General features: G+C 52.7%; 12 protein-coding genes. 2 read left to right on the top strand and 10 right to left on the bottom strand.

The window, feature by feature from the left end; genetic code table 11:
* Positions 1-2: 2 nt before the first annotated feature.
* The 9 genes from nuoI to lrhA form a co-directional block, all read right to left on the bottom strand.
* Complete coding sequence (gene nuoI, locus E1B03_RS18335; protein WP_003028062.1) at positions 3-545, bottom strand: NADH-quinone oxidoreductase subunit NuoI; 543 nt, start codon at positions 543-545, stop codon at positions 3-5.
* Between the two features lie 14 nt (positions 546-559).
* Entirely contained in the window at positions 560-1,537 is a 978-nt protein-coding gene (gene nuoH / locus E1B03_RS18340; RefSeq protein ID WP_003028063.1) for an NADH-quinone oxidoreductase subunit NuoH, read from the bottom strand.
* Positions 1,534-4,260: an NADH-quinone oxidoreductase subunit NuoG gene (nuoG, locus tag E1B03_RS18345; RefSeq protein WP_133086710.1), complete on the bottom strand. Its 2,727-nt coding sequence runs from the start codon at positions 4,258-4,260 to the stop codon at positions 1,534-1,536. The genes nuoH and nuoG overlap by 4 nt, the downstream gene beginning before the upstream one ends.
* Before the next feature lie 81 nt (positions 4,261-4,341).
* A complete protein-coding gene (gene nuoF / locus E1B03_RS18350; protein WP_103770366.1) occupies positions 4,342-5,679 on the bottom strand; it encodes an NADH-quinone oxidoreductase subunit NuoF in 1,338 nt (445 codons plus the stop codon).
* Positions 5,676-6,176 (bottom strand): NADH-quinone oxidoreductase subunit NuoE, encoded by a 501-nt coding sequence (nuoE, locus tag E1B03_RS18355; protein WP_003028069.1) that lies wholly within the window; start codon positions 6,174-6,176, stop codon positions 5,676-5,678. Before nuoE ends, nuoF begins: the two co-directional genes overlap by 4 nt.
* Before the next feature lie 2 nt (positions 6,177-6,178).
* Complete coding sequence (nuoC, locus tag E1B03_RS18360) at positions 6,179-7,981, bottom strand: NADH-quinone oxidoreductase subunit C/D (protein WP_103770365.1); 1,803 nt, start codon at positions 7,979-7,981, stop codon at positions 6,179-6,181.
* An 85-nt stretch (positions 7,982-8,066) separates the two neighbouring features.
* A complete protein-coding gene (gene nuoB, locus E1B03_RS18365; protein ID WP_003028075.1) occupies positions 8,067-8,729 on the bottom strand; it encodes an NADH-quinone oxidoreductase subunit NuoB in 663 nt (220 codons plus the stop codon).
* Positions 8,730-8,744: 15 nt separating this feature from the next.
* A complete protein-coding gene (nuoA, locus tag E1B03_RS18370; RefSeq protein ID WP_003028077.1) occupies positions 8,745-9,188 on the bottom strand; it encodes an NADH-quinone oxidoreductase subunit NuoA in 444 nt (147 codons plus the stop codon).
* 627 nt (positions 9,189-9,815) lie between these two features.
* Entirely contained in the window at positions 9,816-10,754 is a 939-nt protein-coding gene (lrhA, locus tag E1B03_RS18375) for a transcriptional regulator LrhA (RefSeq protein WP_016153838.1), read from the bottom strand.
* A gap of 928 nt (positions 10,755-11,682) precedes the next feature.
* Between lrhA and alaA the strand changes: the two genes are divergently transcribed.
* Complete coding sequence (gene alaA, locus E1B03_RS18380) at positions 11,683-12,900, top strand: alanine transaminase AlaA (RefSeq protein ID WP_005129483.1); 1,218 nt, start codon at positions 11,683-11,685, stop codon at positions 12,898-12,900.
* An 83-nt stretch (positions 12,901-12,983) separates the two neighbouring features.
* On the top strand, positions 12,984-13,583 hold the full coding sequence (gene yfbR / locus E1B03_RS18385; protein ID WP_103770364.1) for a 5'-deoxynucleotidase: 600 nt from the start codon (positions 12,984-12,986) through the stop codon (positions 13,581-13,583).
* A gap of 103 nt (positions 13,584-13,686) precedes the next feature.
* Here yfbR and E1B03_RS18390 read toward each other — a convergent pair whose 3' ends face one another.
* Entirely contained in the window at positions 13,687-15,519 is a 1,833-nt protein-coding gene (locus tag E1B03_RS18390; protein ID WP_103770363.1) for an SLC13 family permease, read from the bottom strand.
* Positions 15,520-15,545: the final 26 nt, after the last annotated feature.

The raw sequence follows: 15,545 nt of genomic DNA on the forward strand, positions 1-15,545 counted from the left end.
CCTTACGGTAACAGGCTCTTGACGTCGATAGGCTTGGCTTCGTTCTCTGCTTCGCCCTTATCTTTGCCGTCGATTGCCATACCTGCCATCCGGTAGAAGTTATATTCCGGGTATTTGCCCGGACCGGAGATCAGCAGATCCTCTTTCTCGTAAACCAGGTCCTGGCGCTTGTACTCACCCAGCTCGAAATCTGGAGTCAGCTGAATAGCCGTTGTCGGACAGGCTTCTTCGCACAGACCGCAGAAAATGCAGCGTGAGAAGTTAATGCGGAAAAACTCCGGATACCAGCGGCCGTCTTTGGTCTCTGCTTTTTGCAAAGAGATACAGCCTACCGGACACGCTACCGCACACAGGTTACAGGCAACGCAGCGCTCTTCACCGTCCGGATCGCGGGTCAGAACGATACGACCACGAAAACGGGGCGGTAGATAGACCGGCTCTTCCGGATACATCTGCGTTTCGCGTTTCGCGAACGCATGCAGGCCGATCATCCAGATACTACGTACCTGGGTGCCGAAACCTACGAACAATTCTTTTAAGGTCATGGTCTTTGTGTCCCTTATTGCGCCTGCCAGAGAATGACAGCCGCCGTTACCAGCAAGTTGACGAGCGTCAGCGGCAGACAAACTTTCCAGCCGAAGGACATTACCTGGTCATAACGAGGACGCGGTAACGACGCACGAATCAAAATGAACATCATCATGAAGAACGCGGTTTTCAGCGCGAACCAGACGAATGGCGGTAAGAACGGGCCATGCCAGCCACCGAAGAACAGGGTAACCATCAGTGCAGAAATGGTGACGATACCGATGTACTCACCCACGAAGAACAGACCGAATTTCATACCGGAATATTCAATGTGGTAACCATCGGCCAGTTCTTGCTCGGCTTCTGGCTGGTCGAACGGGTGACGGTGACACACCGCCACGCCCGCGATGGCAAAGGTGACAAAACCAAAGAACTGCGGAATTACGTTCCAGATATCAGCCTGGTTGTTGACGATGTCGGTCATGTTAAATGAACCGGCCTGCGCCACCACGCCCATCAGGGAAAGCCCGAGGAACACTTCATAGCTCAGCGTCTGCGCAGATGCACGCATCGCACCGAGCAGCGAGTATTTGTTGTTGCTTGACCAACCGGCGAACAGCACCGCGTAGACCGCGAGGCCTGCCATCATCAGGAAGAACAGGATCCCGATGTTCAGGTCAGCAACCACCCAGTTCGGACTCACCGGCACGATGGCGAAAGCCAGCAGCAGCGAGGTGAAGGCGATCATTGGTGCCAGGGTAAAGATGACGCGATCCGAGAATTTCGGGATCCAGTCTTCTTTAAAGAACATCTTGATCATGTCCGCAACCAGCTGGAGCGAACCGCCCCAGCCAACACGGTTCGGTCCGTAACGGTTCTGGAACAGACCCAGCAGACGACGTTCGCCAAAGCTCATGAATGCCCCGCAGGTGACCACCACCAGCAGGATCACCACCGCTTTGAGAATGCTCAGCAGGATCTCAATCAGATCGGGTGTAATCCAACTCATTGTTGTGCCTCCTGCAGATCCTCAAGACGCGCACCTGCCAGAACCGGCGCGATGCCAGGCATACCCATCGGCAAACCAACCTGCCCTGCCGTTAATCCTTCAGCGATTTCAACCGGCAGCGTAACCGTGTTGCCATCGTAGCTGAAAGAAACGCGCGTACCGGCATTAACCCCCAACTTCGCGGCATCAGCCGGGTTGAGTTTGATGTACGGCTGCGGCATACGGGTCTGGAAGACCGGCGCACGTTGGGACATTTCGTCGCTACCAAACAGATGGTAGTACGGCGCGATACGCCACTGACCATCCTGAGCCTGGAAGCTCGCCGGAACGGTAGTGAAGTAATCCATCCCCCCCGCAGATGCTTCGATCAGGCGCACGCCCGGGTCGCCATGACGCAGTTTACCGCCCACTTCATCCTGGAACTTGTTCCACGCCTGTGGGGAGTTCCAGCCTGGTGCCCAGGCAAACGGAATTTGTGAACGCGGCGCAGACGGTTGGTTGTTCCCTTCCATCGAGAAAGCGAACATGGTGTCTTTGTCCTGCGGCTGGCGCGGTTCGTGTACGCTGATGTTGGCGCGCATTGCGGTACGACCGCTGTAGCGGTGCGGTTCACGTGCCAGTTTCTGTCCACGAATACGGAAGGTTGCATCCGGCGCGGCATCTTTAATACCCGCCAGCTGCGGCAGCTTCTCAACGACCGCATCGATAACGTGGTCAAGCTGCGTCCAGTCCACTTCACGGCTTTGCACAGTGCTGTGCAGCGAGTGCAGCCAGCGCCAGCTTTCCAGCATGACGGTGTTGCTGTCGTAGTAGGATGGGTCATAAACCTGGAAGAAACGCTGAGCGCGGCCTTCGTTGTTAATCACCGTACCGTCGCTTTCGGCGAAGCTTGCGGCAGAAAGCACCAGATGGGCATTTTCCATAATCGCCGTACGCTGATGGTCAACGACCAGTACCAGCGGGGCTTTCGCCAGCGCGGCGTTCACACGCGTTGCTGAAGCATGGCGGTGCAGGTCATTTTCCAGTACCACAACGGCGTCAGCACGGCCTGTTTCCAGCTCGGTCAGCGCATCGTCAAGGGAGCCACCGCCAATCATACCCAGGCCCATGCTGTTAACAGAGCGAGCAATCATGGTGATGCCGACGTCTGCGCCACGGCCTTTCAGCGCTTTCGCCACGTTGGCAGCCGCCTGAATCACCTCGGCGCTGCCGGCGTTGGTGCCGGAAATAATCAGGGGTTTCTTAGCACCGGCCAGTGCCTGAACGATAACGTCAATTTTGTTCTGCAGATCGCGATCGATACCGTCAACCGCCGGGGCGTTGTTATCCAGCGCGTGGGCGATAGCGAAACCTAAACGTGCCTGATCTTCAACCGGTGCACGGTAGGTCCATGCAGCGATATCATCCAGACGGGTGTTATCGACGTTGGTAACGAACAGCGGGTGCTTAGCGCGCTGGCCGATGTTGAGGATTGCCGCAATCTGCCAGTCGGCCACTTTCTGCGCCGCCGCCATTTCGCGAGCTTTACCTTTCACCGCCTGACGCACTGCCAGCGCAACGCGCGCGCCGGTCTGGGTGACATCTTCGCCCAGCACCAGAACCGCATCGTAAGACTCGATTTCACGCAGTGCCGGAGTATGAATACCACCGTCACGCAGCACGCTCAGCGCCAGCTGCAGACGTTCCTGCTCGCCCTGGGCGATACCGGTATAGAAGTTATCCGCACCGACCAGCTCACGCAGCGCGAAGTTGCTTTCAACGCTGGCGCGCGGGGAGCCGATACCAATCACTTTCTTCGACTGACGCAGAATATCTGCCGCGCCCTGCATCGCCTGTTCGGCGTTCAGCGTGATCAGGTCATCGCCACGACGCTGTACCGGCTGGCGCGGACGGTCTTTCAGGTTCACGTAACCATAGCCAAAACGACCACGGTCGCAGAGGAAGTAGTGGTTAACGGTACCGTTGTAGCGGTTTTCGATACGACGCAGTTCACCGTAGCGCTCGCCCGGGCTGGTGTTACAGCCGATGGAACACTGCTGGCAGATGCTCGGCGCAAACTGCATGTCCCATTTACGGTTATAACGCTCGGAGTGCGTTTTATCGGTGAAGACGCCGGTCGGACAAATTTCGACCAGGTTACCAGAGAATTCGCTTTCCAGCGTACCGTCTTCCGGACGACCGAAGTAGACGTTGTCATGTGCGCCATAAACGCCCAGATCTGTGCCGTCCGCATAATCTTTGTAGTAACGCACGCAGCGATAGCAGGCGATGCAGCGGTTCATTTCGTGAGAGATGAACGGCCCCAGGTCCTGGTTGCGGTGAGTACGCTTCGTGAAGCGATAGCGACGGAAGCTATGACCGGTCATGACGGTCATATCCTGAAGGTGGCAGTTACCGCCTTCTTCACAGACCGGACAGTCGTGCGGGTGGTTAGTCATCAACCACTCCACGACGCTTTCGCGGAACTGCTTCGCTTCTTCGTCATCAATAGAAATAAAGGTGCCTTCGGTGGCCGGTGTCATACAAGACATCACCAGGCGACCACGCGTGTCTTCCGCGTTTTGATATTGCTTCACCGCACACTGGCGGCAAGCACCGACGCTTCCCAGCGCCGGGTGCCAGCAAAAGTACGGAATATCAAGGCCGAGAGACAGACAAGCTTCCAGCAGGTTGTCCGCTCCGTTGACCTCATATTCTTTGCCGTCTACATGAATCGTAGCCATAGTCAGCATGCTTCCAGTTATCTTAGTCAGGGACTAAGCGTTAATCGAATTACTTATCGCGATGCAGGGGTAAACCCGCAATTACCAGCGCTCTTTCAACAGGTTCGGCTGAATACCACCAATCTGATGGGTATTGCTGAAGGACTGCTTGATGCCAGCTTCGAATTCTTCGCGGAAATATTTAATGGCGCTCTGCAGCGGTTCCACCGCACCCGGTGCGTGTGCACAGAAGGTTTTACCCGGGCCGAGGAAACGACACAGTTGCTCAAGTGTCTCGATATCCCCAGGCTGGCCTTCGCCACGCTCCAGCGCGCGCAGAATTTTCACACTCCACGGCAGACCGTCACGGCACGGCGTACACCAGCCGCAGGACTCGCGGGCAAAGAACTCTTCGAGGTTACGCACCAGCCCAACCATGCCAATCTCATGGTCGACGGCCATTGCCAGCGCGGTACCCAGACGGCTGCCTGCTTTACCGATGCTTTCGAATTCCATCGGCAGATCGAGGTGAGCCTCGGTCAGGAAGTCAGTACCCGCGCCGCCAGGCTGCCAGGCTTTGAACTTCAGGCCATCGCGCATGCCGCCCGCGTAGTCTTCGAGGATCTCACGCGCGGTAGTACCGAAAGGCAGTTCCCACAGGCCAGGGTTCTTCACACGACCGGAGAAGCCCATCAGCTTGGTGCCTGCATCTTTACTCTTCGAAATGTTCTGGTACCACTCCACGCCGTTCGCGAGGATAGCCGGTACGTTACACAGGGTTTCGACGTTATTGACGCAGGTCGGCTTGCCCCATGCGCCAGAGCTTGCCGGGAACGGCGGCTTGGAACGCGGGTTAGCACGGCGACCTTCGAGGGAGTTAATCAGTGCGGTTTCTTCACCGCAGATATAACGCCCTGCCCCGGTGTGCACAAACAGTTCGAAGTCGAAACCGGTGCCCATGATGTTTTTGCCAAGCAGACCGGCTTCGGTTGCTTCAGCAATCGCGCGACGCAGATGCACAGCCGCTTCGATATATTCGCCGCGCAGGAAGATGTAACCACGGTACGCTTTTAGCGCGAACGCGGAGATCAGCATGCCTTCCACCAGCAGGTGCGGCAGCTGTTCCATCAGCAGACGGTCTTTATAGGTGCCCGGTTCCATTTCATCGGCGTTACACAGCAGGTAACGGATGTTCATGGATTCGTCTTTCGGCATCAGGCTCCACTTCAGACCAGTGGAAAAGCCCGCGCCGCCGCGCCCTTTCAGGCCAGCGTCTTTTACCTGATTGACGATTTCATCCGGTGACAGCCCGGTCAGGGCCTTACGCGCACCTTCGTAGCCGTTCTTGCTACGGTATTCGTCCAGCCATACCGGCTGTTTGTCATCACGCAGACGCCAGGTCAGCGGATGCGTTTCGGGAGTACGGATAATGTCTTTCATTTATACCGCTCCAGCAGTTCGGGAATGCCTTCCGGGGTCAGGTGAGCGTGAGTATCCTCATCGATCATCATGTTTGGCCCTTTATCGCAGTTCCCCAGGCAACAGGTTGGTAGCAGCGTAAAACGACCGTCAAAGGTCGTCTGCCCCGGCTTGATGTTGAGTTTTTTCTCAAGTGCAGCCTGGATCCCCTGGTAGCCGTTGATATGGCACACCACGCTATCGCAATAGCGGATCACGTGGCGACCTACCGGCTGGCGGAAGATCTGGCTATAGAACGTGGCAACACCTTCTACGTCGCTTGCCGGGATACCCAGCACATCAGCGATCGCATAGATCGCGCCATCCGGCACCCAGCCACGCTGTTTCTGAACGATTTTCAGCGCTTCAATGGACGCCGCACGCGGGTCTTCGTAGTGGTGCTTCTCGTGCTCAATCGCTTCACGCTCAGCCGCACTCAGCTCAAAAGCCTCGGTTTGTGGTTGTTGATTCTCGTGCATAATTAGCGGTCCACATCTGACATAACAAAATCGATACTACCCAGATGGACGATAAGGTCGGACACCAGGCTGCCACGTACCGCTACCGGGATCTGCTGCAGGTGTGCATAGCTCGGGGTACGGATACGGGTACGATAACTCATGGTGCTGCCATCGCTGGTCAGGTAGTAACTGTTGATACCCTTGGTCGCTTCTACCATCTGGAAGGACTCGTTTGCCGGCATAACCGGTCCCCACGAAACCTGCAGGAAGTGGGTGATCAGGGTTTCGATATGTTGCAGCGTGCGCTCTTTCGGCGGCGGCGTCGTCAGCGGGTGATCCGCTTTGAACGGGCCTTCCGGCATGTTATTGAGGCACTGCTCAAGGATGCGCAGACTCTGGCGCAGCTCTTCAACTTTCAGCATCACGCGGGTATAGCAGTCGGACACGCCGCCGCCAACCGGAACTTCAAAGTCAAAGTTTTCGTAGCCAGAGTACGGACGCGCTTTACGCACGTCGAAATCAATACCGGTCGCACGCAGCGCAGCACCAGTACAACCCCAGTCCAGCGCTTCTTTCTTACCGTAAGCGGCAACGCCCTGCGAACGGCCTTTCAGGATGGTGTTACGCAGCGCGGCTTTCTCGTAAGAATCCAGACGTTTTGGCATCCAGTCGAGGAAGTCACGCAGCAGTTTGTCCCAACCGCGCGGCAGATCGTGTGCCACACCGCCGATACGGAACCAGGCCGGGTGCATACGGAAACCGGTGATCGCTTCCACGACGTCATAGATTTTCTGACGGTCGGTAAAGGCGAAGAATACCGGGGTCATCGCGCCAACGTCCTGAATGAACGTGGAGATGTACAGCAGGTGGCTGTTGATACGGAACAGTTCAGACAACATTACGCGAATCACGTTGACGCGATCCGGCGTGGTGATACCTGCCAGTTTCTCAACGGCCAGTACGTAAGGCATTTCGTTTACGCAGCCGCCGAGATACTCGATACGGTCGGTGTACGGAATGTAGCTGTGCCAGGACTGACGTTCACCCATCTTTTCAGCGCCACGGTGGTGGTAGCCGATGTCAGGTACGCAGTCGACGATTTCTTCGCCATCAAGCTGCAGCACAATACGGAACGCACCGTGAGAAGACGGGTGGTTAGGACCGAGGTTGAGGAACATGAAGTCCTCGTTTTCGGTACTACGCTTCATGCCCCAGTCTTCTGGTTTGAAGGTCAGTGATTCCATTTCCAGATCCTGTTTGGCTTTAGTCAGCTCAAACGGATCGAATTCAGTCGCACGCGCCGGGTAGTCTTTACGCAGCGGGTGGCCTTCCCAGGTATGCGGCATCAGCAGACGTGTCAGGTGCGGGTGACCTTCGATGTCGATGCCAAACATTTCCCAGGTTTCACGCTCATACCAGTTAGCGTTCGGGAACAGTTTGGTGAAAGTCGGTACACGCAGATCGTTTTCAGACAAAGCCACCTTGAGCATGATATCGCGATTGCGTTCAATGGAGATCAGGTGATAGAAAACGGAAAAATCCGCGGCAGGTAACCCTTCGCGGTGCGTACGCAGACGTTCGTCCATGCCGTGTAAGTCAAACAGCATGACGTAAGGTTTTGGCAGTCTCTTTAAGAAATCGCCAACTTCCAGTAATTGTTCACGCTTGACCCAAACAACGGGTACCCCGGTGCGAGTCGCCTGAACGGTAAAGGCATCCGGCCCAAAACGGTTGCGCAGTTCGCCAATGACCGGGTCATCAAGGTGATCCCGTGTTTGCCATACGGCGTCTTGCGCGGTTAAGTCGGTCATATTGTTCACCATTGCAAATGGTCCGTGGTGGTCGGCAGTGCTTCGCGCTATTTATGTAGTGATAAGCGAAGGAAGTGCTGCTGCCGACAGGCGCAAATTAAATCTCGTCTGGTGTACGAAGATTCGTTACAGCAATACGTTCGCCGCGTTTACGCTCGCGTTCTGACTGCATATTGGCGCGATAAACGCCCTGATCGCCAACCACCCAAGAGAGTGGACGGCGTTCTTTGCCAATGGAATCTTGCAGCAGCATCAGAGCCTGCATATACGCTTCTGGGCGCGGCGGGCATCCCGGGATGTACACATCGACCGGTATAAATTTATCAACGCCCTGCACCACAGAATAGATGTCGTACATACCGCCGGAGTTGGCGCATGCGCCCATGGAAATAACCCATTTCGGTTCCAGCATCTGATCGTAGAGGCGCTGAATAACCGGTGCCATTTTGGTAAAGCAGGTTCCGGCTACGACCATCAGGTCAGCCTGACGCGGCGATGCACGCAGTACTTCCGCACCAAAACGGGCCACGTCGTGCACGGCGGTAAACGAGGTCACCATCTCAACGTAGCAGCAGGAAAGGCCAAAGTTATATGGCCAAATTGAGTTTTTACGGCCCCAGTTAACCATGTCATGCAGTTTGCCCATGAACACGTTTTTGTTAACTTCTTGCTCCAGGGGGTCGGTTACGATCTCCTGTTTTTGCAGGGGGTAACGGTCGTTCTCACCGTTAGGATCTATGCGGGTGAGCGTATAATCCATCTTAATGCCTCGCGGTTAGCGTTGACGATTAGCGATACTGTTCGTTTCCGGGTTCATACGCTCGCGGCGTGAACGCGCGGGCGTCCAGTCCAGCGCGCCAATACGCACCAGATAAACCAGACCAGCCAGTAACACAAAAATAAAAATTGCAGCTTCCACAAAGCCAATCCAACCGCTTTCACGGATAGAAGTTGACCATGCGAACAGATACAGCGCTTCAACGTCGAAGATAACGAAGAACATGGCTACCAGATAAAACTTGGCAGACAGGCGCAAGCGGGCGGTGCCGACCGAGTCGATACCTGATTCAAACGGCACGTTTTTAGATCTCGCGCGCGCGCGACCACCTAAAAACCAGCCGCCGACGAGCATCAGGCAGCACAGGCCAATGGCAACAATAAGAAAGATAGCGAATGCCCAGTGATGAGCGATGATTTCAGTGGATGTTGACATACTCATTGCTTACTCATCAAAAGTAGCGCCAAATTCTCTGCTCTTTTCGGCAGATGAACGCCACATCGATTCATGGGGAGGAATAAAAAAAACCTTACAATCACTGTGAAAAACCATTTTATACAGCTAATTGATGGGGTTTTTTACTCCTTTCTATAACCTTTTGTCAACTTTAACAAAAGTTTCCTCACATTATTTTACACTGTTCCAACTTCATTAACATAAAGTGCTCTTTAAACCCATTTCGATCGCATCATGGGTCATTTTTAATGTTGTTGAATCGTGTCCGTAGTGAAGTAAAAAAGATAATACACGTCTATTTTGACAGGAATTCACCCAGATGCCTCCCCCTAAATGGGAGTATTTTCTTGATCTGTGACACGCTTTTGTTAATTCACCATAAAAAACAGCAACAATTTCTCTAGTTTTTTAACATGAAAATAATTAGCAACTCTGCTGCTTATTTTTTGCCCTGGTGCAAGGCTGTTTTTTTACCTCCTGATTTTGTTAAGTTTTAGTATAGCAAATGACATAAACGGGCAATATTTGCATAAAAAAAGAGCCACTGGATGTTTTTTCATCATCAGTGGCTCTTTTTTACACTTACATTTTAAAACGAATTTTTGTGACGCATTACTCAAAGTCGCCTTCAACAATCAGCGAGTCGTCTCCCCCTTCAGGGGTAAACTGATTGTATTGCCAAGGATTTTGATAGGTCTGCATTGACTTAAAGATAACTTCAGCCAACTCATTTTGCGTCGAAGGATCGCAGCACAACAGATACTCGGTGTCAGGCAATGGCGGTAATCCGTCGGCAGCGCCCAGTACGCGTAAATCCGGACTCATCATTTCAACAGGACGCGCAGTAACGCCGAGCCCTGCTTTTACCGCAGCACGAACCGCAGGCAGTGTTGAGGCGACATACGCCAAACGCCACGGGATCTGTGCAGCATTCAATGTTGCCAGCACGATATCGCGAAATGGACTCGGATCATCCAACAGAACCAACGGTACCGGCTCACCTTTTTGCAGGATATATTCAGCCGCGCAATACCAATGTGTTGGAGAGGTGCGCAGATTCAGGCACTCAAAATCGCCAGGACGGTTAGTGGTCACCACCAAATCGACCTCTTGCGACTTCAGCATATCCACCATATAGGCATTGCGCTTAACCCTCACATCCAGCGCAAGCTTCGGATAAACCGAACTTATACGGTTGAGCAGAAACGGGAGTATGGTATCGGCAGATTCATCAGAAGCACCGATAGTTAACACTCCCTGAAGATTGTTAAACATTAATGATGAGCATGCCTCATCATTAAAACGCAGTATTTTTCTGGCGTAACCCAATAGCTGGATACCATGTTCGGTCAGCAGTTTGTTGCGTCCATGGCGCGCGAACAACTCTTTCCCCACGAGTTGTTCAAGGCGCTGCATTTGCTGACTCACCGCAGACTGAGTTCGACATACCGCAGCTGCCGCAGCCGCAAAGGTATTCAGGTCGGCAACAGCAACAAAGGTTCTCAGCAGATCGAGGTCGAGGTTAATTATCGGACGATTTGCATTTATCATAGTTTTTCACTTACTCGCGGGTCATACCGGGTTAATGCTGTGCATTTGGAATCAAACAACTCCATTTGTAATGTGCCTCCCTTGCAGTTTCGCTTAGTGTAACCAAGTGAAAATAAGGATGTATTTGGTTTAACAAACGAAACAATTCTCTTTCTGAGCTATTTTAATACCAGTGATATTCATCGGAATATAGCAACGAGAAAGAGCCGTATTTTTAGCTGCTGGATGATTCTGACTAATAGGAAACATGTAAATTTTGTAAATTTAAAAAATAGTTAACGAACAATAATTTACACATTAAAAACTAACTTTTCAGTATGTTAGGAACAACCAACAAACATTTGAATTATCGTAAAATTCGTACTACGCACCATTTGATAGGAGTTATCTTAACCTAAAACCACTATATTTATAAGTGTTATCGCGAATAATTCCGGGCAAATTGGTGTTATCTCAGAGCATCGGTTTTCGTATTATTAGCCCACTCAATTTGATGTCGTTTAAATAATAAATAATAATTAATTAAGAATCCCTCAATTCATTAATTAAACTTAACAATGGGTTCACACCCCACAACGTCAGGATCAGACTGATAACAGAATTCGCGGATGAAACCTCAGTATTTTCGAATCACGCCATACCGCCTGGATATCGGCTGCCTTTTGCTTTACAGAACCAACTTTTTTTGACCAGACAATTCACCACACCCACACCATAACAGCAAAACATACACCCTTAAAAATACAACAATACAGATTATCATTCTGTAATAATTGCATTATTTAGTTATTAACAGTTAATTATAATCCCCCTCCTTTTCAAAATCTTCTACTGAAGACCCTTCAAAACTAACCGTCGTGGGAGTACATTGTGCTGGGCTGACTTCCACGGCAGGGAGTGGCATTCACAGCTAAAAAGGTCAACGTTCATGTCCCCCATTGAAAAATCCAGCAAATTAGAAAACGTCTGTTATGACATTCGCGGCCCGGTTCTGAAGGAAGCAAAGCGCCTGGAAGAAGAAGGCAATAAAGTTCTGAAACTGAACATTGGTAACCCCGCACCATTCGGGTTTGAAGCGCCAGATGAAATTCTGGTAGATGTCATCCGCAATTTGCCAACAGCGCAAGGATATTGCGACTCAAAAGGTCTTTATTCAGCCCGTAAAGCGATCATGCAGCATTACCAGGCCCGTGGAATGCGTGATGTGACCGTAGAAGATATCTATATCGGTAACGGCGTTTCCGAATTGATCGTGCAGGCCATGCAGGCCTTGCTGAACAGTGGGGACGAAATGCTGGTTCCTGCCCCTGACTATCCGCTGTGGACGGCAGCGGTATCGCTTTCCGGCGGTAATGCCGTGCACTACCTATGCGACGAATCATCAGACTGGTTCCCGGACCTGGATGATATCCGCGCCAAAATTACGCCGCGCACACGTGGGATCGTCATCATCAACCCAAACAACCCAACCGGTGCGGTTTACTCTAAAGAGTTGCTGATGGAGATTGTTGAGATTGCTCGCCAGAACAACCTCATCATCTTTGCGGATGAGATTTACGACAAAATTCTCTACGATGACGCGGAACACCACTCCATCGCCGCAATGGCGCCGGACCTGTTGACCATCACCTTCAACGGCCTGTCGAAAACCTATCGCGTTGCTGGTTTCCGTCAGGGCTGGATGGTGCTGAACGGACCGAAGAAACACGCCAAGGGATACATTGAAGGCCTTGAAATGTTGGCGTCTATGCGCCTGTGCGCCAACGTTCCGGCCCAACATGCCATTCAGACCGCGCTGGGCGGATACCAGAGCATCAGCGAATTCATCATGCCTGGTGGGCGTCTGTATGAACAACGCAACCGCGCCTGGGAACTGCTCAATGACATACCCGGCGTCTCTTGCGTAAAACCGCGCGGCGCGTTGTATATGTTCCCGAAAATTGATGCTAAGCGCTTCAATATTCATGACGACCAGAAGATGGTGCTCGACTTCCTGCTGCAGGAAAAAGTCCTGCTGGTTCAGGGAACGGCGTTCAACTGGCCGTGGCCGGATCATTTCCGCATCGTGACGCTGCCGCGTATTGACGATATTGAGATGTCGCTGAGTAAATTTGAGCGTTTCCTGTCGGGTTATCACCAGTTGTAACCACGCAAAGTGCTACCGGGTTTGCATCCGGTAGCACTCTCTGCGCAAAATACCGTTACTGAAGTCACTGAGTAAGGGTCGTTATGAAGCAGAGCCACTTTTTTGCCCACCTCTCCCGTCTGAAACTCATTAATCGCTGGCCGCTGATGCGCAATGTGCGTACCGAAAACGTGTCCGAACATAGCCTGCAGGTTGCCATGGTTGCCCATGCGCTGGCCGCGATCAAAAACCGTAAATTTGGTGGTCAGGTGAATGCTGAGCGTATTGCCCTACTGGCGATGTATCACGATGCGTCCGAGGTGCTGACCGGCGATCTCCCAACCCCGGTGAAATACTTCAACTCGCAGATCGCTCAGGAATATAAAGCGATAGAGAAAATTGCCCAGCAAAAACTGGTCGATATGGTGCCCGACGAACTGCGCGATATTTTTGCACCGCTCATTGATGAACATGCCTTAAGTGAAGAAGAGAGATCCCTTGTTAAACAGGCCGATGCCCTGTGCGCATATCTGAAGTGTCTGGAGGAACTCTCCGCCGGTAACAACGAGTTTCTGCTGGCCAAAACGCGTCTGGAAAAAACGCTGGAATCGCGACGCAGCGAGGAGATGGACTACTTTATGGACGTGTTTGTCCCAAGCTTTCACCTCTCATTAGATGAGATCAGCCAGGACTCACCGCTTTAAACGATCTTGCCGGATGGTGACGTCAACGTCTTATCCGGCCTACAGGTAGCGTGATATCCGTAGGCCTGATAAGCGCAGCGCCATCAGGCGTTTACTGCGGCGGTCAAAACGGGAACAGCATAGGGATCATCACTACGCACACTGCCATCACAATGATGGTAAATGGCACGCCAATCTTCACAAAATCGCTAAAGCTGTAGTTGCCAGGCCCGAGCACCAGCGTGTTTACCGGCGAAGAAACCGGCGTCATAAAGGCCGCGGATGCCGCCATCGCAATCACCATCGCAAAAGGATACGGCGAAACGCCCATCGACTTTGCCGCCGCCAGCGCGATTGGCGCCATCAGCACCGCCGTCGCGGTATTGGAAATAAATAACCCGATGGTCGCGCACAGCACGAACAGGCAGCCCAGCATCATGTACGGACCATACCCGCCGCCGACGTCCATCAACCCTTTCACCACCAGATCGACACCGCCGGTTTTTTGTAAAGCCAGCGCGAAGGGCATCATCCCAACGATCAAAATAATGCTTGGCCAGTGAATCGCTTTGTAGGCGCTTTCAGCATCGATACAGCGAAATTTCCCCATCAGCAGACAGGCGATGATCGCGGCAACCGTATTGGGAATTTCATCGGTGAGCATCAGGGCGACCATCAGCACCAGACAGAAAATCGCATGCGGTGCCTGACTGTGCGCCGGAGAAGCTTCACTGACTTCGACGGGCATATTCAGCACGACAAAATCACGGCCTTTTTGTCCCAGCAGCGTAATGAGCTTCCAGTTACCCACCACTAAAATGATATCGCCCATCAACAGCGGCTCATCAACCACCGCTCCGGCAAGCGCCGTACCATCGCGCTTCAGCCCGACGACATTCAGCCCGTAGCGCGTACGAAAAGCGATTTCCCTAACCGTTTTGCCGATCAATTCCGATTCAGGGATCAGGGAGATTTCGGCCATACCCACATCAAGCGCCTGCTCGGAGAAGTATTCGCCACGCAGCACCATCGGCTCAAGAAACTGTTCAGCGCAAAATTCACGCAGGTCGACATCGGCCGCGGACATGTCAATCAGCAACACGTCACGGGCGCGAAACTCAGAAACCCCATTGACGTCGACTATTACACGACGAAAGCGCCGCCAGCGCTCCACGCCAATCACGTTTGCCCCGTAGCGTTCACGCAGCTTCAGGTCGTCCAGACGCTGGCCAATCATAGGTGAACCCGGGCGGATCGCCAGACGGCGCGCACGCCCGGTCAGGCGATATTCTTTTATCAGATCGCGAAAGGTCCTGCGCTTCCAGCCGTCTCCCGGCTGCCTGGAATCTTCCCCCTTGAGCATAAAGCGCATTAACAGCATATAAAATATGCCAAGCACCAGAACCACCAGCCCCAGCGGGGTAACGCTAAAAAAGCTGAAACCGTTGAGTCCTTCACGTAACAGTTCACTGTTGACGACCAGGTTAGGCGGCGTCGCCACCAGCGTCATCATGCCGCTTATCAATCCAGCAAAACTTAATGGCATCATCAGGCGTGAAGGGGAAATTTCCATGCGCATGGAAACGCTTAGGACTACCGGAATAAAGATGGCGACCACACCGGTCGAACTCATAAACGCACCGAGCCCGGCAACGGTAATCATCAGCAACACCAGCATTTTGACTTCACTGCTACCGGCCACCTTCACCAGCCAGGCCCCCATTACCGTCGCCACCCCGGTACGCACCAGGCCGTCGCCGATGATAAATAAGGCTGCTATCAAAATAACGTTAGGATCGCTGAATCCGGAAAAGGCTTCTGTGATGCTCAATGTTCCACTCAGAACAAAGGCAATAATGACCAGCAAAGCGACCGCATCCATACGCACTCTGCCAGTTGCAAACAAAACGACGGCAATCGCCAGCAATGAGAGAACCCATATCAATTCACCGTTCACAACATATCCTTGTTAAATGAGAGGGA

Source organism: Citrobacter arsenatis, from assembly GCF_004353845.1.
GTDB classification, from domain to species: Bacteria; Pseudomonadota; Gammaproteobacteria; order Enterobacterales; family Enterobacteriaceae; genus Citrobacter; species Citrobacter arsenatis.